At 65.2% G+C, this 17,184-nt stretch carries 13 protein-coding genes; 11 read left to right on the top strand and 2 right to left on the bottom strand.

Translation table 11 applies throughout. From position 1 onward, the window contains the following. The first annotated feature begins 45 nt into the window (after positions 1-45). The 10 genes from C4Q27_RS02320 (at position 46) to C4Q27_RS02275 (ending at position 11,814) form a co-directional block, all read left to right on the top strand. A complete protein-coding gene (locus tag C4Q27_RS02320; RefSeq protein WP_029615572.1) occupies positions 46-834 on the top strand; it encodes an alpha/beta fold hydrolase in 789 nt (262 codons plus the stop codon). Then, positions 831-1,685, top strand: a complete 855-nt coding sequence (locus C4Q27_RS02315) for an alpha/beta hydrolase (RefSeq protein ID WP_104886401.1) — start codon at positions 831-833, stop codon at positions 1,683-1,685. Before C4Q27_RS02320 ends, C4Q27_RS02315 begins: the two co-directional genes overlap by 4 nt. 109 nt (positions 1,686-1,794) lie before the next feature. Beyond that, positions 1,795-2,589: a DUF4892 domain-containing protein gene (locus C4Q27_RS02310; protein ID WP_010954931.1), complete on the top strand. Its 795-nt coding sequence runs from the start codon at positions 1,795-1,797 to the stop codon at positions 2,587-2,589. 12 nt (positions 2,590-2,601) lie between these two features. Continuing rightward, the gene (locus C4Q27_RS02305) at positions 2,602-3,654 is read left to right on the top strand and encodes an AI-2E family transporter (protein WP_019750854.1); all 1,053 of its coding nucleotides are present in this window, start codon (positions 2,602-2,604) and stop codon (positions 3,652-3,654) included. Between the two features lie 238 nt (positions 3,655-3,892). After that, positions 3,893-3,982, top strand: coding sequence for a K(+)-transporting ATPase subunit F (gene kdpF, locus C4Q27_RS02300; protein WP_003251485.1), 90 nt, complete (start codon positions 3,893-3,895; stop codon positions 3,980-3,982). Positions 3,983-3,991: 9 nt separating this feature from the next. After that, a complete protein-coding gene (kdpA, locus tag C4Q27_RS02295) occupies positions 3,992-5,686 on the top strand; it encodes a potassium-transporting ATPase subunit KdpA (RefSeq protein WP_020192635.1) in 1,695 nt (564 codons plus the stop codon). Positions 5,687-5,695: 9 nt separating this feature from the next. Continuing rightward, positions 5,696-7,750 (top strand): potassium-transporting ATPase subunit KdpB, encoded by a 2,055-nt coding sequence (gene kdpB, locus C4Q27_RS02290; protein WP_064493155.1) that lies wholly within the window; start codon positions 5,696-5,698, stop codon positions 7,748-7,750. Positions 7,751-7,760: 10 nt separating this feature from the next. Beyond that, complete coding sequence (kdpC, locus tag C4Q27_RS02285) at positions 7,761-8,318, top strand: potassium-transporting ATPase subunit KdpC (RefSeq protein ID WP_003251480.1); 558 nt, start codon at positions 7,761-7,763, stop codon at positions 8,316-8,318. A 149-nt stretch (positions 8,319-8,467) separates the two neighbouring features. Continuing rightward, complete coding sequence (locus C4Q27_RS02280; RefSeq protein ID WP_064493156.1) at positions 8,468-11,122, top strand: sensor histidine kinase KdpD; 2,655 nt, start codon at positions 8,468-8,470, stop codon at positions 11,120-11,122. Further along, a complete protein-coding gene (locus C4Q27_RS02275) occupies positions 11,119-11,814 on the top strand; it encodes a response regulator (RefSeq protein WP_104886400.1) in 696 nt (231 codons plus the stop codon). The genes C4Q27_RS02280 and C4Q27_RS02275 overlap by 4 nt, the downstream gene beginning before the upstream one ends. 60 nt (positions 11,815-11,874) lie before the next feature. Here C4Q27_RS02275 and C4Q27_RS02270 read toward each other — a convergent pair whose 3' ends face one another. Further along, the gene (locus tag C4Q27_RS02270; RefSeq protein ID WP_010954926.1) at positions 11,875-12,780 is read right to left on the bottom strand and encodes a LysR family transcriptional regulator; all 906 of its coding nucleotides are present in this window, start codon (positions 12,778-12,780) and stop codon (positions 11,875-11,877) included. A 90-nt stretch (positions 12,781-12,870) separates the two neighbouring features. Here C4Q27_RS02270 and C4Q27_RS02265 point away from each other — a divergent pair, with 90 nt between their 5' ends. Further along, complete coding sequence (locus tag C4Q27_RS02265; protein WP_104886399.1) at positions 12,871-14,094, top strand: NAD(P)/FAD-dependent oxidoreductase; 1,224 nt, start codon at positions 12,871-12,873, stop codon at positions 14,092-14,094. Positions 14,095-14,097: 3 nt separating this feature from the next. On the opposite strand, the gene C4Q27_RS02260 is transcribed toward C4Q27_RS02265, so the two are convergent. After that, positions 14,098-17,028 (bottom strand): aminotransferase, encoded by a 2,931-nt coding sequence (locus C4Q27_RS02260; protein ID WP_064493158.1) that lies wholly within the window; start codon positions 17,026-17,028, stop codon positions 14,098-14,100. Positions 17,029-17,184 lie beyond the last annotated feature (156 nt).

The raw sequence follows: 17,184 nt of genomic DNA, 5'->3' as shown, positions 1-17,184 counted from the left end.
CGCGATGCCGACAATGGGCCATCATTCCGGTCCGGACCAGGCGCCATGTCGCAGCAGATCTTCTTCGCCCATGCCAACGGTTTCCCATCGGCCACCTACGGCAAGCTGTTTGCCGCGCTGGCGCCGGACTATCAGGTGCAGCACCTGGCCCAGCATGCGCATGACCCGCGCTTTCCCGTGGACGAAAACTGGCAAAGCCTGGTCGATGAATTGTTGCATCACCTGGCGCAGCAGGACCAGCCGGTCTGGGGCGTTGGCCATTCGCTGGGTGGCGTGTTGCACCTGCACGCGGCATTGCGCTGCCCCGAGTACTACCGGGGGCTGGTGATGCTCGACTCTCCGGTGCTCACCCGCGCTGATCAATGGCTGCTGCGCACAGCCAAGCGCTTTGGTTTCATCGACCGCATCACACCGGCCGGGCGCACCCTGGGGCGTCGCGAAACGTTCAATGACCGCGACAGCGCCCGGGACTATTTCGCTGGCAAATCACTGTTCCGCCATTTCGATCCCGATTGCCTCGACGCTTATGTGGAACATGGCCTGCAGGTGGTGGGGCAAGGGCTACAGTTGCGCTTCGACCCTGCTACTGAAATCAGCATCTACCGCAGCATCCCGCATACCAGCCCCGCCCCCGCGCGCCAGTTGCAGGTGCCGCTGGCCATGGTGCGCGGCAACCGCAGCAACGTCATTCGTCGCCACCACACCTTGGCTGTGCGCAGTATGCCCAAAGGTGAATACCACAGTGTACCGGGTGGGCACATGTTCCCGCTGGAGCGCCCGGCCGACACTGCCAGCCTGATCAAGGGCCTGTTCGACCGCTGGAGCCAGGCATGAGCGCACACGTTGAGGAAATTCGTCTGAGCCTTGGCCATATCGAACTGGCTGCACACCTGTTCGGCCCCGAAGACGGGCTGCCGGTGATTGCCCTGCATGGCTGGCTGGACAACGCCAACAGCTTTGCCCGCCTGGCACCGCAGCTGAAAGGTCTACGCCTCGTCGCCCTGGACCTGGCTGGCCATGGCTATTCGGAGCACCGCCCGCTCGGCGCCGGGTATGCCCTGGCCGACTATGCCCATGACGTGCTGCGCGTGGCCGAGCAACTGGGTTGGCCGCGTTTCGCCCTGTTGGGGCATTCGCTGGGCGCGATCATTTCGGTGCAACTGGCCGGTGCATTGCCCGATCGGGTCAGTCACCTGGCGCTCATCGACGGCGTCATCCCGCCGACCGGCGCCGAGCAGGATGCAGGCGAGCGTTTGGGGATGGCGCTGCAAGCCCAGTTGCGGCTGGATGGCAAACGCAAGTCGGTGTATGCGACATTGGAAGCAGGGGGGCAAGCCCGGATGAAAGGCATGGTCGCGGTCAGCCGTGAAGCGGCCGAGCTGCTGGCCCAGCGTGGTCTGATTCCAGTGCCCGGTGGCTACAGCTGGCGCAGCGACAGCCGGCTGACCCTGCCCTCGCCGGTGCGCCTGAGCGAGGCCCAGGCCATGGCCTATGTGCGGCGGGTGAGTTGCCCGGCGCTGTTGGTGGTGGCCGCCGACGGCATGCTGGCGCGCCACACCGGGTTGCTGGAGCAGCTACCCTTTGAACAGGTGACGCTGCCCGGCGGCCATCACCTGCACCTGAACGATGCGCAGGGCGCAGCCCTTGTTGCAGACTGTATCAATCGCTTCTTTGGCTTTTCTTGACTTGCACCGGACAAGTGTCGAGGCTTGGCGGGTTGAACAGGGAGACAACCATGCAACTGCCAGACATCCTGGAGCTTCAATTCGGCGCTGAGCGCCGCCTGGTTCGCCAATGAGCGTGCCTGTTTCCATTCGCACTGCCTTGGCTGCCTGCCTGGTGCTCGCCACCCCCGTGTCGTGGGCCGGCAGCCTGCCGGTCCCGCAGGACGCCAAGGTGGTCGATCAACGCCCGGCGACGGAGCAGGAGCGGGTCTACCCGATGGGCCCGCTACGCAAGATCAGTGGCCGCCTGCGGGTCGATGACAAAGTCGAGAGCCGCGGTCAGGTCAGCTCGGTGACCTACGAATTGCCCGTCGAGCGGACTGCACGCGAGGCCTTCACCAGTGCCCGCGAAGCACTTGTACGCGAGGGTGGCTACCCGTTGTTCTGGTGTCAGGGGCGTGATTGCGGTGAGGCCAGCCTGTGGGCCAATGATGTGTTCGCCAATGCCCGCCTCAACGGAGGCGACGAGCAGCAGGCGTTCATCCTGCTGCGCCGCTCGGCAGACGAGGCCGACACCCTGGTCGCGTTGTACAGCGTTACCCGTGGCAACCGCCGTGCCTATCTGCATGTGGAAGAGTTCATCTCAGGCAGCCCGCTGGGCGAGCTGCTGCCAACCGCCGCTACGGTGCTGCGCGAAATGCGTGACACCGGCAAGCTCGACTACCCTGACCTTGCTGCACCGCAAGACGCCTGGGTAAACCTGCTGGCCCGCAGCCTGAACCTTGACAGCACCTTGCGCGTCAGCCTCAGTGGCGCCCAGGCTGAGGCCTGGCGCGAGGCGCTGGTCAAGGCCGGGGTGCGCAATCGCCGTCTTGAAGTCGGCAGTGCGCCTACAGACGGCCTGCACCTTGAACTGATCCCTTGAACGAGCACCCTCATGGTTAACAATGATCGCCTGCTGGTCCAGATTCTGCTGGTGGCATTGCTGGGGGCCGGCCTGTGGGTGATGGCACCCTTCATATCGGCATTGCTGTGGGGGGCCATCCTGGCCTTTGCCAGCTGGCCGTTGATGCGCTTTCTTACGCGCCTGCTGGGCGGTCGCGAGACGCTGGCCGCCGGCCTGCTGACCATGGCCTGGATCCTGATCGTGGCACTGCCTTTGGTGTGGCTGGGGTTCAACCTGGCCGATCACATTCGCGACGCTACGGCATTCGTGCGTGACGTGCAGGTCGACGGCCTGCCCGATGCACCGGCCTGGCTGGGTGGCATTCCTTTCGTTGGCGAGCGTCTGGTCAACGGCTGGCAATCGCTGGACCAGCAAGGCGCAGCCTTGCTTACCTCGATCAAGCCTTACTTTGGGCAGGTGGGCAACTGGTTGCTGGCGCGCAGCGCGCAGATCGGCAGCGGCGTGCTGGAACTGACCCTGAGCCTGGTGTTCGTGTTCTTCTTCTACCGCGACGGGCCACGCTTGGCGGCATTCGTGCTGCGCTTGCTGCACCGGCTGGTGGGCGAGCGCGCCGAGTATTACCTGGACCTGGTAGCCGCTACCGTGCAGCGGGTGGTCAACGGGGTGATCGGCACGGCGGCCGCGCAGGCCCTGCTGGCACTGATCGGCTTCCTGATCGCCGGGGTGCCCGGGGCGATCGTGCTGGGGTTGGTCACCTTCATGCTCAGCCTGATCCCCATGGGGCCGCCACTGGCCTGGATCCCGGCCACCGCTTGGCTGGTGTGGAAGGGCGAATACGGCATGGCGGTGTTCCTGGGTGTGTGGGGCACGTTCGTCATCAGCGGCGTGGACAACGTGCTCAAACCGTACCTGATCAGCCGTGGCGGCAACCTGCCGCTGGTGATCGTGCTGCTGGGCGTGTTCGGCGGCTTGCTTGCCTTTGGCTTCATTGGCCTGTTCATCGGGCCGACCTTGCTGGCGGTAGGCTACAGCCTGCTGCTGGACTGGAGCCGTAACGCGGCACAGCAGCCGCCACAACAATAAGCCTGTAACGGCCCTTTCGCGGGCTTGCCCGCTCCCACAGGTACTGCACAGCCTTCAAGGCATGTGTGGTATCTGTGGGAGCGGGCAAGCCCGCGAAGAGGCCGTTACAGGCAGACCACCACGCTGATTTTTACGCATTCTTTATACCCACCCCCACCCCCCGATCTCGCCCCTTTACGCCTCTCCCTCGGACAATTTCCCCAAAGCGGCCCAAGCCGTAACACGGGGAGATCCACACATGAACATGCTCGACGGGCTGTCACTGCTGCTGGCAGTGGCATTGGCGTTTTATCTGCTGGTGGCGCTGCTGCGCGCCGATCGCAGCTAGGGAGCGGCCATGCACAGTTACGATTTCGCCTTGCTCTTGGCATTCTTTGTCATCGTGCTGCTACCGGCACCCTGGCTCGGGCGGTTCTACTACAAGGTCATGGAAGGCCAGCGTACCTGGCTGACCCCTGTGCTGGGGCCGGTCGAGCAGGGCTGTTACCGGCTGGCGGGTGTGAACGCCAGCCAGGAGCAGAACTGGCGGCAATACACCCTGGCCCTGTTGGCGTTCAACCTGGTCGGCTTCCTGCTGCTGTTCGCCGTGCTGCTGTTGCAGGGCTACCTGCCACTCAACCCTCAGAACCTGCCTGGCCAGGAATGGTCACTGGCGTTCAACACCGCCGTCAGTTTCGTTACCAACACCAACTGGCAGGCCTACAGCGGTGAGGCGTCGGTCAGCTACCTGAGCCAGATGCTTGGCCTGACCGTGCAGAACTTTGTCAGCCCTGCCACCGGCCTGGCCGTACTGGTTGTCCTGTGCCGCGGTATCGCCCGGCGCAGCGCGACGACGCTGGGCAACTTCTGGGTCGACATGACCCGTGCCACCCTCTACGGCCTGCTGCCGCTGTGCTTGCTGCTGGCGCTGCTGCTGGTATGGCAGGGCGTACCGCAGACCTTTGCCGACTACGCCCACGCGCTGACCTTGCAAGGGGCCGACCAGACCATTCCGCTGGGGCCGGCCGCCAGCCAGATCGCCATCAAGCAGCTGGGTACCAATGGCGGTGGCTTCTTCGGCGTCAACTCGGCGCACCCGTTCGAAAACCCAACGGCCTGGAGCAACCTGTTCGAGGTGGCATCGATCATCCTCATTCCGGTGGCATTGGTGTTCACCTTCGGTCACTACGTGAAGGACCTGCGTCAGAGCCGCGCCATCCTCGCCTGCATGCTTGCCCTGTTCCTGATCGGTGGCAGCACGGCGCTGTGGTCCGAGTATCAGCCGAACCCGGCCCTGGAAAGCACGCAGGTGCAGCAGACCGCCCCCCTGGAGGGCAAGGAAAGCCGCTTCGGCACCACCGGTTCGGTGCTGTGGGCGGTCACCACCACCGCCGCCTCCAACGGTTCGGTCAATGCCATGCACGACAGCCTGAACCCGCTGACCGGTATGGTGGCGATGGTCAACATGATGGTCGGCGAGGTGATATTCGGCGGCGTCGGTGCGGGCCTCTACGGCATGCTGCTGTTCGTCCTTATCGCGGTGTTCCTGGCCGGGCTGATGATTGGCCGTACCCCGGAATACCTGGGCAAGAAACTGCAGGCCCGTGAAGTGCAGCTTCTGGTGGCAACCCTGCTGGTGATGCCGGTCGGCGTGCTGGTACTTGGCGCCATCGCCGCCAGCCTGCCCGGCCCGGCCGGGGCGGTCACCAACCCGGGGGCGCATGGTTTCAGCCAGTTGCTGTACGCCTATACCTCGGGCTCGGCCAACAACGGCTCGGCCTTTGCCGGGTTTGGCGCCAACACCGTGTATCACAACCTGATGATCGGCCTGGCCATGCTCATCGGCCGCTTCGGCTACATCCTGCCGATACTGGCGTTGGCCGGCAGCCTGGCGGCGAAAAAAAGCGCGCCGCTGGGGCAGAACAGCTTCCCGACCCACGGCCCGCTGTTCACCGGCCTGCTGCTGGTGACCATCCTGCTGGTCGGTGGCCTGACCTTCCTGCCGACCCTGGCCCTTGGGCCAATCGCCGAACACCTTAGCCTGGGTTTTTGAGGACCGATCATGAACATGCCCATTCCTGAAGTGAATAGCCGGCACAGTGCCAAGGACCAGACCCGCTTCGCCGCGCTGTGGCGCCCGGCGCTGGTGCAGGCGTTCGTCAAGCTCGACCCGCGTCAGCTCAAGCGCTCCCCGGTAATGCTGGTGGTGGCCCTGACCGCGGTGCTGACCACAGTGCTGTGTTTTGCCCCCGGCGGCGGCGTGAGCACCGGTGTTGCGGTGCAGATTGCCCTGTGGCTGTGGTTCACCGTGTTGTTCGCCAACTTCGCCGAGGCGTTGGCCGAAGGCCGTGGCAAGGCCCGCGCCGACAGCCTCAAGGCCGGCAGCCAGGGCCTGACCGCCCAGCGTCGTCTGCGTGATGGCAGCTACGAGACGGTGGCTGCCAGCGCGCTGCGCAAGGACGACGTGGTACGCGTGGTCGCCGGCGAAGTGATCCCCGGCGACGGTGAGGTGATTGAAGGCATCGCGGCCGTCAACGAGGCCGCCATTACCGGCGAATCCGCACCGGTAATACGCGAATCAGGTGGCGACCGCTCGGCGGTGACCGGCAATACGCGGCTGGTCTCCGACTGGCTGCTTGTCCGCATCACCAGCAACCCGGGCGAGTCGACCCTGGACCGGATGATCGCCCTGGTCGAGGGTGCCAAGCGGCAGAAGACCCCGAACGAAATCGCTCTCGACATCCTGCTGATCGGCCTGACCCTGATTTTCCTGATCGTGGTGGTGACCTTGCAGCCGTTCGCCCACTTCGTGGGTGGCAGCCTGCCGCTGATCTTCCTGGCCGCGCTGCTGGTGACGCTGATCCCGACCACCATCGGCGGCCTGCTGTCGGCCATCGGTATCGCCGGCATGGACAGACTGGTACGGCTGAATGTCATTGCCCGCTCGGGCCGCGCCGTCGAGGCGGCCGGGGACGTGCATACGCTGATGCTCGACAAGACCGGCACCATCACCTTCGGTAACCGCCGCTGCAGCGCACTGCATGCTGCACCGGGCATTACCGCCAAGGAACTGGGGGAGGGCGCCTTGCTGGCCTCGCTGGCCGACGACACCGCCGAAGGCAAGTCGATTGTCGAATACCTGCGCCAGTTGCACGACTTCGTCGACCCGCCTGCCGGGCAGTTCGAAGCGGTGGCTTTCAGTGCCGAGACACGCCTGTCGGGCATCGACTTCGAGCAGCACCGCTACCGCAAGGGCGCCGTCGATGCGGTGCTGGCATTCGTCGGTATGCAACGCCTGGAAATGCCGGCGGCACTGGCCCGTGAAGTCGAACGCATCGCGCAGAGTGGCGGCACACCGTTGCTGGTGTGCGTCGACAAGCGTTTGCTGGGCGTGATCCACCTCAAGGACGTGGTCAAGCCTGGTATCCGCGAGCGCTTCGCCGAGCTGCGCAAGCTGGGCATTCGCACGGTGATGGTAACCGGCGACAACCCGTTGACTGCGGCCGCCATCGCCGCCGAAGCGGGGGTCGATGACGTGCTGGCCGAGGCCACGCCCGAGAAGAAGCTGGCGCGCATTCGCCAGGAGCAGAATGAAGGCCGCCTGGTTGCCATGTGTGGCGACGGTGCCAACGACGCCCCGGCACTGGCCCAGGCTGACGTAGGCATGGCCATGAACGACGGCACTCAGGCTGCGCGGGAGGCCGCCAACATGGTCGACCTGGACAGCGACCCGACCAAGCTGCTGGACGTAGTCCAGGTCGGCAAGGAGCTGCTGGTCACTCGCGGTGCGTTGACAACGTTCTCCATTGCCAACGACGTGGCCAAATACTTCGCCATCCTGCCGGCGCTGTTCGCTGCCATCTACCCGCAACTGGGTGTGCTCAACCTGATGCAACTGGCCAGCCCGCAGAGCGCGATCCTGTCGGCGATCGTGTTCAACGCGCTGATCATCATCGTGCTGATCCCGCTGGCGCTGCGTGGGGTGCGCGTGCAGGCGGCCAGTGCGGCGCACCTGTTGCGGCGCAACCTGCTGATCTACGGGCTGGGTGGCATTGTGGTGCCGTTTGCCGGGATCAAGCTGATCGACCTGCTGCTCAACGCCCTGAACCTGGTCTGAGGAGGCCGCCATGACTGCTTATCTACGCCCGGCATTGAGCCTGGCTTTGTTGATGACCCTGGTGACGGGCGCCCTGTATCCGCTGGCGGTGACCGGTATTGCCCAAGTCGCTTTCCCGAACCAGGCCAACGGTAGCCTGGTACGCGATGCGCAAGGCCAGGTGCGGGGTTCGGCATTGATCGCCCAGGACTTCCAGGGCGATGGCTGGTTCCACTCGCGGCCCTCGGCAGGTGCCTACGCGACTGTGGCCAGCGGCGCCAGCAACCTGTCGCCGAGCAACCCGGCGCTGGCTGAGCGGGTAAAGGGCGATGCGGCCACGTTGTATCAGGCGCAGCAGGGGCCAGTGCCGCAGGCGCTGCTGACCACCTCGGGCAGCGGCCTGGACCCGCACTTGCCACCGGAGGCCTTGGCCTATCAGATCCCGCGGGTGGCGGCGGCACGGCAGCTGCCGGTCGAGCGCTTGCAAGCCTTGCTGGAACAGGCCACCCTCCACCCATTGATCGGCCCGCCGGTGGTCAATGTGCTGGCGTTGAACCAGGCCTTGGAAAAGCTCGCCATTGTCAGGTAATCGAAGCGCTGGCAGGAAGCCTGTAGGAGCGGGTTCACCCGCGAATGCGGTGGTGGTGCCACTGACGTATTCGCGGGTAAACCCGCTCCTACAAGTTAAGGGGGCTTTCCCTGAAGTGGCGGACTGTTGGAAAAAGTAAAGGATGAAACATGAGTGACTCCGCCCGCGCCGATGCGCTGTTGGCCAACCTCCCACGTACCGGCCGGGGCCGGCTGAAGGTGTTCCTTGGCGCTGCCCCGGGCGTCGGCAAGACCTTCGCCATGCTCCAGGCCGCACACGCCCAGCAACGCCAGGGCGTACAGGTGTTGGCCGGGGTGGTCGAAACCCATGGCCGCGCCGAAACCGAAGCGTTGCTCGGAGGGCTGCATCAGCAGCCCTTGTTGCGTAGCCAGTACCGTGGCGTCACCCTCGAGGAAATGGACCTTGACGGCCTGCTGCGTGCCGCGCCGGCCTTGGCCCTGGTGGACGAACTGGCCCACACGAACGCCCCCGGCAGCCGCCACGCCAAACGCTGGCAGGACGTGCAGGAACTCTTGGCCGCAGGCATCGACGTGTACACCACGGTCAACGTCCAGCACCTGGAAAGCCTCAACGACAAGGTCCGCGATATCACCGGCGTGCAAGTGCGCGAGACCCTGCCGGACTGGGTGCTGCAGGAAGCGTTCGAGCTGGTGCTGATCGACCTGCCTCCGCGAGAGCTGCTCGAACGCCTGCGTGAAGGCAAGGTGTACGTGCCCGAGCAGGCTCGGGCGGCCATCGATGCGTATTTTTCGCAAACCAACCTCACCGCCCTGCGCGAGCTGGCCATGCAGACCGCCGCTGCTCAGGTCGATGCCGACCTGGCCCACGGCTATCGTCAGCGCGGCCAGGAGGCGCCGGCCTTGCGCGGCCGGTTGCTGGTGGGCATAGACGGTGACGACCAGGCCGAACGCCTGGTGCGCCATGCCAGCCGCGTGGCCCAGCGCCGCCACCTGCCCTGGAGCCTGGTGCATGTGGACAACGGCCGCCTGCGTGACGAAACCGCACGGCATCGTTTGCAAGCCGCGCAGCAACTGGCCGAGCGACTGGGCGGGGAGGTGGTGCTGCTGCGTGCTGGCGAAGTGGCCCGTACGCTGATCCAGCATGCTGTCGAGCGGCGGGCCAGCCTGGTGCTGGTCGGGCAGTCCCGCAACCGCCTGCGTCGGCGTTTGTTCGGCGCTGGTGTGGCGGCGCGGCTGCTGCGCGAAAGCCGTGGCCTGGAAATCAACGTGCTGGACCGCGACGTGCAGCCGCCAGCGCCGCGTTCAGCCGTGCGGCGGGTGTGGGTGTGGCGTCATTACCTGCTGGCGCTGCTGGCCACCGTGATGGCTGCGGGTCTGGCCTGGGCGGTGTCCAGTGTGCTCGCGTTGCCCAATATCTCGCTGGTGTTCCTGGCGGCGGTGTTGCTGGTCGCGGTGCGCAGTAGCCTGGGACCTGCGCTGGCTTGCGCTGCGCTGTCGTTCCTGGTCTATGACTTTCTGTTCATACCGCCCAACTTCTCGTTCACCATCCAGCGCGAAGAAGACGTGCTGACACTGGTGTTCTTTCTGTTGATGGCTGCGCTCACCGGCAACCTGGCCGCGCGCCAGCGTCGCCAGTTGCAGGCGCTGCGCGAGACCCAGGCGCAGACCAGCCAGTTGCTCGACCTGTCTCGCCGGTTGACGGTAGCCACCGACCGCCAAGCCATATTCAAGGCTGCCGGCCAGCACCTGGACGGCTGGCAGGACGCCCAGGTGTGCTTGCTGGAGCGCAACGCCGAGGGCCAGTTGCAAGTGGCCAGCGGGGAAGCCTGCACCTTCAGCGACACCGAACGGGCGGCTGCCGATTGGGCCTGGCAGCATGGGCAGGCCGCCGGCCACGGCAGCGATACACTGCCTAATGGCCGCTGGTGGTGGTGGCCATTGGCGGTGGACGATCAGCCGCTGGCGCTGCTGGGTGTGCGCCCGCGCAACGGGCAGCCGCTCAGCGACCCACGCCGGCGCCTGCTCACCGCCCTAGGCCAGCCCCTGGCCCAGGCCCTAGCCCGCGCACGCCTGGCCGAACAGCTGGAAGCGGCACGCCTGCACGGCGAAACCGAGCAACTGCGCAGCGCCCTGCTGGCTTCCGTATCCCATGACTTGCGCACGCCGTTGACCGCCATGCGTGGCAGCATCGACAGCCTGCTGGCGTTGGGCGATGCAATCCCGGCTGAAGACCGCCGCGAGCTGCTGGAGGGCACCCGCAACGAGGCCGAACGCCTCGATCGCTACATCCAGAACCTGCTGGACATGACCCGCCTGGGCCATGGCGGCCTCAAGCTGGCCCGCGACTGGGTGGCCCCGGCGGATATCGTCGGAAGTGCGCTCAACCGCCTGCGGGTGGTGCTGGCACCGCTGCGTGTGCACACGGACGTGCCGGCCGAGCTGCCATTGCTGTTCGTGCATGCGGCGTTGATCGAGCAGGCACTGGTCAACGTGCTGGAAAACGCCGCACGCTTTTCGCCGGCCAATGGTCGGCTTGAGCTGCAGGTGGCGGTGCATGACGACCAACTGCGCTTGACCGTCAGCGACCAGGGCCCCGGCATTCCCGAAGCCGACCGCGAGAAAATCTTCGACATGTTCTACACCGCCGCCCGTGGCGACCGCGGCGGGCAGGGTACCGGGCTGGGCCTGGCTATCTGCCAGGGCATGATCGGTGCTCATGGCGGGCAGATTCTGGTGGGCGAAGGCATTGATGGCCAAGGCACCAGCATCACTCTATGCTTGCCGCTGCCTCCTCAACCTGAAGCCGAAAGCGAAACCCCATGAGCCAGTTCGTTACCCTGTTGGTCATCGACGATGAACCGCAGATCCGCAAGTTCCTGCGTATCAGCCTGGCCTCGCAAGGCTACAAGGTGCTGGAGGCCGCCACCGGTGCCGAAGGGTTGGCCCAGGCGGCACTGGGCAAGCCGGACCTGGTGGTGCTCGACCTGGGGCTGCCGGACATGGACGGCCAGCAGGTGCTGCGTGAGTTGCGCGAATGGAGTGCAGTGCCGGTGATGGTGTTGTCGGTGCGTGCCAGTGAAGTGCAGAAGGTCGATGCGCTGGATGGTGGTGCCAATGACTATGTGACCAAGCCGTTCGGTATTCAGGAGTTTCTCGCGCGCGTGCGGGCGTTGCTGCGTCAGGTGCCACAAGCCGGCGGCTCGGAAGTGGCAGCCAGCTTTGGTCCGCTGACGGTGGATTTTGCCTTCCGCCGGGTGACGCTCGACGGTGTGGAGGTGGCATTGACACGCAAGGAGTATGCTTTGCTGGCGATATTGGCCGGGCACCCCGGGCGGGTGATTACCCAGCAGCAGTTGCTCAAGGATATCTGGGGGCCGACCCATGCGGAGGATACCCACTACCTGCGCATCGTGGTCGGGCATCTGCGACAGAAGCTGGGCGATGACCCCACGGCGCCGCGGTTCATCATTACCGAGGCGGGGGTTGGCTACAGGTTGGTGGCCCCGACAGCATAACCCGCACACAGCCCAAAGGGCTGGGCGAACGCCTGCAGGGCCTGGACGCGCGCAAGGGAGTCAGGCCCTGGGTGGCTCCTTCTCGAACAGCTGGCGCATGACTTCCAGGTAGCGTCGCGCGCCCAGGCCCAACGGGCGCGACTTGATCCAGATGATGTCTACCCACAAGCGCAGGCGGTTGGCCATGTTGTCGAAGCGCACCTCGGCCAGTGCGCCCGAGGCAATCAGCGGTTCGACCAATGGCTGCGGCAGGTAGGCCCAGCCCAGCCCGGACTGCACCAGGTCCAGCGTGGCGAGGTAGCTGTCGGTCAGCCAGATGCGCCGGGACAGCACCATGCGCGGGTCCGATCCGGTAGCCTTGCCCGAAGCCACGATGATCTGCCGTTGTTCGGCAAAGGCCTCTTCAGGCAATGGCGAACCGCTGTTCTGCCCGGCTGGATGGCGCGGTGAGGCAACGGCCACCAGCAGTTGGCTGCCGGCCTCGAGGAATGACTCGCGCTCATCGATGCCGGGCCGTTCGAACACCAGGGCCAATTGCACACTGCCGTCATGCAGCAGGCGAATGGCTTCGGTCTGGGTGGCCGAACGTACCTCGACTTCCAGGCTGGGAAATGCCTGGGCGAGGATTTCCAGCGGCTGGCTCCAGCGGCCGGTCTGCAACTCGGGCGCCATGGCGATGGTCAGGCGCTTTTCCAGGCCTTTGTGCAATTGCAGGGCCTGGGCATCCAGCAGGTTGAGTTGGCAGATGACCTGCCTGGCCTGGGGCTCCAGCGCCAAGGCGGCGTTGGTGGGCAAGGCTTTGCGCGTGGCCCGGTCGAACAGGGGCAGGTCCAGTTCCGCTTCCAGTTGGGCGATTGCCATGCTCACGGCTGAAGGCACACGGCCCAGCTTGCGGGCGGCGGCGGAGAACGAGCCGGCATCGAGCACCGCGAGGAAAATCGCCAGGGAGTCGCTGGTAAAGGCCATTGTCAGTAAACCTGATGATGATCATCTTTTATTGCTAAAAATTATGAACATTAATGCACCTGCAGGACAGTCCCCTCAACGGAGAAAAGCGTGCACAGACCAACCGCGTGGCATGTCACCCACTGGAGTAGCGACCCGTTCAGCCTCGGTGCCTACAGTGCCTTGCTGGCTGGCGGATCGCCGTTGCATCGAAGCGCCCTGGGCCAAGTGCTGCATGGGCGCTTGGTCATCGCTGGAGAAGCTTGTAATGCCAGCGCTCCGGCAATGACTCATGGTGCGTGGAATGATGGGCTGCGTGCCGCCGAGGCAGCCGTGAGTGCCGGTGCGAGCAAGGTGATCGTGATCGGTGCGGGGTGTGCAGGCTTGGCTGCCGCTCAACGCTTGCGGGAAAGGGGTGTCGATTGCACTGTGCTGGAGGCGCGTGGGCGAACGGGTGGGCGCACGCACACTGTCGAGTTGGGCGGCGTGAAAGCAGATGAAGGTGCGGCATGGCTTCAGCATTTCGCCGAGAACCCATTGGCCGCTGTTGCACTTCAACATGGCTTGGCTTGCGTCGAGACCGATTTCAGTTGCCCGCTTGCAGCGGCACGCGGCGGGGCGTTGCCGGATATCGACGCCGCCTGGGATGCCTTGACCAGGCGTCTCGATCGGCAACAACCTTTGTCTGACGCGATCGATGGCTACATGGCCACACTCGACCCCGCGCTCGCGCGTGCCACGCAGTTCGCCATCGACGCCAACCTGGTACTGGAAGCGTGTTTGCCCGTCGAGGAACTGTCGGCCTGTGCCTTGGATGAAGAGGGGGTCGGGCATGGTGATCGTATGCTGCCAGGCGGCTACAGCGAGCTTGTCGACTTGCTGTCGAAGCACCTGGATATCCGCCTGAACAGTCCTGTCACCCACATCGACTGGTCGAGCGCGCGCGTCAAGGTGAATGAAGAGGTGTGCGACTTCTGCATTTGCACAGTCCCGGTGGGGGTTCTGAAAACGTTGCACTTTACCCCTGCGTTACCTGAAACACAGCAGGGAGCGTTGGCGCATCTGGGGATGGGCAAGCTGGAGAAAGTGATTCTGCAGTTCAATGAGCGATGGTGGCCGTGTTCACCCTCAGGCTACCTACGCTGGTACGACGTACCTGCCAGTTGGGGGGAATGGCTGGACCTGACCGATGCTGTCGGCAAGCCCACCATTGCCGGGCTGATCGCCGCCGATGCGATCGAGCGGCAGTTCACCGGGCGCACCGATGAGCAGGTGGCCATGGCCGCGTGTGAGGCATTACAGGCGTGGGCCGCAGCCGTCGGGCCCACGCCTTGACACTTACAGGCCTTCGCCCAGTACCCGGTCAATGCTGTCGACAAAGTAGTCCACGCTCGCACGGCTGGTGCACATCGGCGGCTTGATCTTGAGGATGTTCAGGTAGTCGCCGGTCGGCTGCATGAAGATGCCCAGGTCACGCAGGCGATCGCACAGCATCATGGTTTCTTCGGTGGCCGGCTCCAGGGTGGTGCGGTCGCGCACCAGTTCCAGCCCCAGGTAGAAGCCCGAGCCATGTGCCGCGCCGGCCAGCGGGTGCTTGTCGACCAGCGCCTGCAGGCGTGCCTTGAAGTAGCGCCCGGTGTCACGGGCGTTGTCCCACAGGCCTTCCTCCTGCATGACATCCAGCACCGCCATACCGATGCGGCAACTGACCGGGCTGCCACCGGCCGAGGAGAAGAAGTAGCCCTCGGCCTCCAGCGCCTCGGCGATTTCGCGACGGGTGATGACCACGCCCAGCGGCTGGCCGTTACCCATGCCCTTGGCCATGGTAATGATGTCCGGCACCACGCCCTGTTCCTCGAAGCCCCAGAAGTACTCGCCCAGGCGGCCATAGCCCACCTGCACTTCGTCGGCGATGCACACCCCGCCGCGGGCGCGGACCTTGGCATAGGCTGCGCGCAGGTAGCCTGCGGGTAGCGAGATACCGCCGGCATTGCCGTACACCGGTTCGCAGATGATGCCCGCCAGCTGACGGCCACGGGCGTCGAGGTCAGCCAGCTTGGCGTCGACGTCTTGCAGGTAGTCGGCGGCGCTGTCGGCCCCGCGGAAGCGGCCGCGGAAGGTGTTCGGTGCTTCGACCGGGTGAACCCAGTCCGGGCGGGTTTCCAGGGCTTGCGGGTTGTCGGCGATCGACGTGGAGATGGCATCGGTGGCCACCGACCAGCCGTGGTAGGCCTCCAGCACACTGAGCAGATCGCGCCCGCCACTGTAGGCCCAGGCCAGGCGAATCGCCAGGTCGTTGGCCTCGGTGCCGCTGTTGACCATGAACACCCGGTCGAAACCTTCGGGGGCCAGGTCCAGCAGGCGCTCGGAGAATTCGGTGATTGCTGCGTAATGGAAGCGCGAGTTGGTGTTCAGCAGCGACCACTGCCGCGCCGACTCGGCAACCATGCGTGGATGGCCATGGCCCAGCACTGCGACGTTGTTGAGCATGTCCAGGTAGGAACGGCCCTGCATGTCGATCAGGTAGTTGCGCCAGCCACGCTCAATGTGCGGCGGTTGCGCGTAGTAGTGCTTCTGCGAGCGGGCGAAGCTGGCATCGCGGCGGGCCAGCAGGGCTTGCGGATCAGGTAGCGGCTCGGCATCGCAATCGAAGCCCAGCAGTGCGGCTGGTGACGGGCACAGGGCCAGCCAGGCGGCGGCTTGTGACGGCGTGGCGAAGCGCGGCGGCTGGCTGCCATTGTCGAGGCATACCTGCACGCTAAGGAAGCCGCAGCTGCTGCCCAGGGACTGGCCTTTTTCCACGGCCTGGCCGTCTGCCGGTGCGTCTTCCAGGCCTTGCAGCCACAAAGCCCAATGCGGGGTGCGCAGGCAGCCCCGGCCGTCGCCGCTGTGCTGCCAGGTGCCGGCTGCCGGCGCTTGCACCGGGCTGCCGTTGGGCACATGCAGCTCGACGAAAAGGGCGCAGGTGGCGGGCTCCTCGGGGCGATCGATATGGGTTTGCGACAGGCGATACTGCCCGTGCAGGCTGCAGGCCGGGGCGGCTTGCGAAGTCAGCAGATGCTGGTCGTAACCGGGTTGCTCCCAGTTGCCGGCCTCGAAGTGTTTGCTGAGTACTCCCAGGTCCACCCGTGTGACAGCCTGCCCGGCCAGCTCGGGGAGCAGGGGGGCACAGTCGTTCCAGTCCGGCGCCGCGGGTTGCAGGCCCGCAGCCTGCAGAATGGCCGCCTCCATCAGGGCGAAAGGCACGGCGGTGGCCGTGTCGAAAATTTCCCATTCGTGGGCAATGTTGTCGCGGGTGTACTGGTTGCCCGGGTCGACGGTTAGCTGTTGTTCGCTGCTCAGCACCAGCACGGCAGCGCGGTTCAGCACCAGCGGCCACAGGGCGCGCAGTTCGGCCTCGGTCAGCGGGTTGAGCGCCTGGTAGGCCTGCACGGCTGGCAGGATGCGCAGGGGGTCGCCCTCGGCGTGGTGCAACAGCGCAGCGCAGGTCACCGACAGGTCGGCGATACGCCAGGTGCGCAGCAGGTCGCCGAAATCGATCACGCCTTGCAGTTGCCACTGACGCTGGGCATCACGGGCCCACACGGTGTTGTCGTCGGTGATGTCCAGGTGCACGGCCTGACTGGGCAGTTGATCGATCAGCGGCATCAGGCGCTCGTTGGCCTGTCGCGTGGCGTGTTCGATGCGGGCGCGCTGCCCGCTGTCCTGCAGCACCGGTAGCAGGTGATCGATCAGTGCCCCGGCATGCTGCGGGTCCCATTGCAAGGTGCGCGCAAGGCCCGGGTGATCGAAATGGGCAAGCGCCTTGTCCAGCTTTGCACAGAGCCCGCCCAGTTCAGCCATCAGGCGCGGCTCCATGTGCTTGAGGCGGGTCAGCGGTTGGCCTTCGATGTAATCGAGCAGGCGCAGGCGCAGTGGTTGCGCGTCGATGTCCAGTTCCAGCAACCCCATGCCGTTGTGGGCTGAGCGCACGGCGGGTACCGGCAAACCTTGATCGCGCAGGAAGGCCAGGGCGGCGTGCTGGGCTTCAAGCTCCAGCTGGGCGTAGCTGCCGTGGCAGGCCTTCAGCACATAGCCACCCTGCGGTGTGACCACGCGAAAGTTCAAGTCTTGCTGGCTGCCCAGTACCGAAAGGTTGCCGGCAAGGCCATAGTGGGCCTGCAGCACGGCGTGTGCCTGGGCTTCGCTCAGCGTTGGGCTGGGCAGGCCGGAGCGCTGGATCAGGGTGGCCAGGGCAGGGGAAGCAGGCTGGTGTTGTGGACTGGACATGGGCTCTACCGTGGGTACTGGGAGTTGACGGCGAAGAATTTATGCCCGATTCGGCTGATGATGGAAGACGATTATTGTCAGAAAAATTGATCACCGCTGCTTGATTCTGTTTGCGTGGTAACGAGCGGGGCTTTTCATAGGCTTGGTTTTACGTGC

It is taken from the genome of Pseudomonas sp. SWI36, from assembly GCF_002948105.1.
In the GTDB taxonomy this organism is placed as follows: domain Bacteria; phylum Pseudomonadota; class Gammaproteobacteria; order Pseudomonadales; family Pseudomonadaceae; genus Aquipseudomonas; species Aquipseudomonas alloputida.
Note: the sequence above shows the minus strand (reverse complement) of the source record. Positions and strands in the feature narration are given on the sequence as shown.

What these genes read in the sequence shown, in the direction of transcription:
- C4Q27_RS02275 (WP_104886400.1), top strand. Translation starts at nt 11,119, where the DNA reads ATGAGCCAGTTCGTTACCCTGTTGGTCATCGACGATGAACCGCAGATC.
- C4Q27_RS02320 (WP_029615572.1), top strand. Translation starts at nt 46, where the DNA reads ATGTCGCAGCAGATCTTCTTCGCCCATGCCAACGGTTTCCCATCGGCC.
- C4Q27_RS02280 (WP_064493156.1), top strand. Translation starts at nt 8,468, where the DNA reads ATGAGTGACTCCGCCCGCGCCGATGCGCTGTTGGCCAACCTCCCACGT.
- kdpB (WP_064493155.1), top strand. Translation starts at nt 5,696, where the DNA reads ATGAACATGCCCATTCCTGAAGTGAATAGCCGGCACAGTGCCAAGGAC.
- C4Q27_RS02305 (WP_019750854.1), top strand. Translation starts at nt 2,602, where the DNA reads ATGGTTAACAATGATCGCCTGCTGGTCCAGATTCTGCTGGTGGCATTG.
- kdpA (WP_020192635.1), top strand. Translation starts at nt 3,992, where the DNA reads ATGCACAGTTACGATTTCGCCTTGCTCTTGGCATTCTTTGTCATCGTG.
- C4Q27_RS02310 (WP_010954931.1), top strand. Translation starts at nt 1,795, where the DNA reads ATGAGCGTGCCTGTTTCCATTCGCACTGCCTTGGCTGCCTGCCTGGTG.
- kdpF (WP_003251485.1), top strand. Translation starts at nt 3,893, where the DNA reads ATGAACATGCTCGACGGGCTGTCACTGCTGCTGGCAGTGGCATTGGCG.
- C4Q27_RS02260 (WP_064493158.1), bottom strand. Translation starts at nt 17,028, where the DNA reads ATGTCCAGTCCACAACACCAGCCTGCTTCCCCTGCCCTGGCCACCCTG.
- C4Q27_RS02315 (WP_104886401.1), top strand. Translation starts at nt 831, where the DNA reads ATGAGCGCACACGTTGAGGAAATTCGTCTGAGCCTTGGCCATATCGAA.
- kdpC (WP_003251480.1), top strand. Translation starts at nt 7,761, where the DNA reads ATGACTGCTTATCTACGCCCGGCATTGAGCCTGGCTTTGTTGATGACC.
- C4Q27_RS02270 (WP_010954926.1), bottom strand. Translation starts at nt 12,780, where the DNA reads ATGGCCTTTACCAGCGACTCCCTGGCGATTTTCCTCGCGGTGCTCGAT.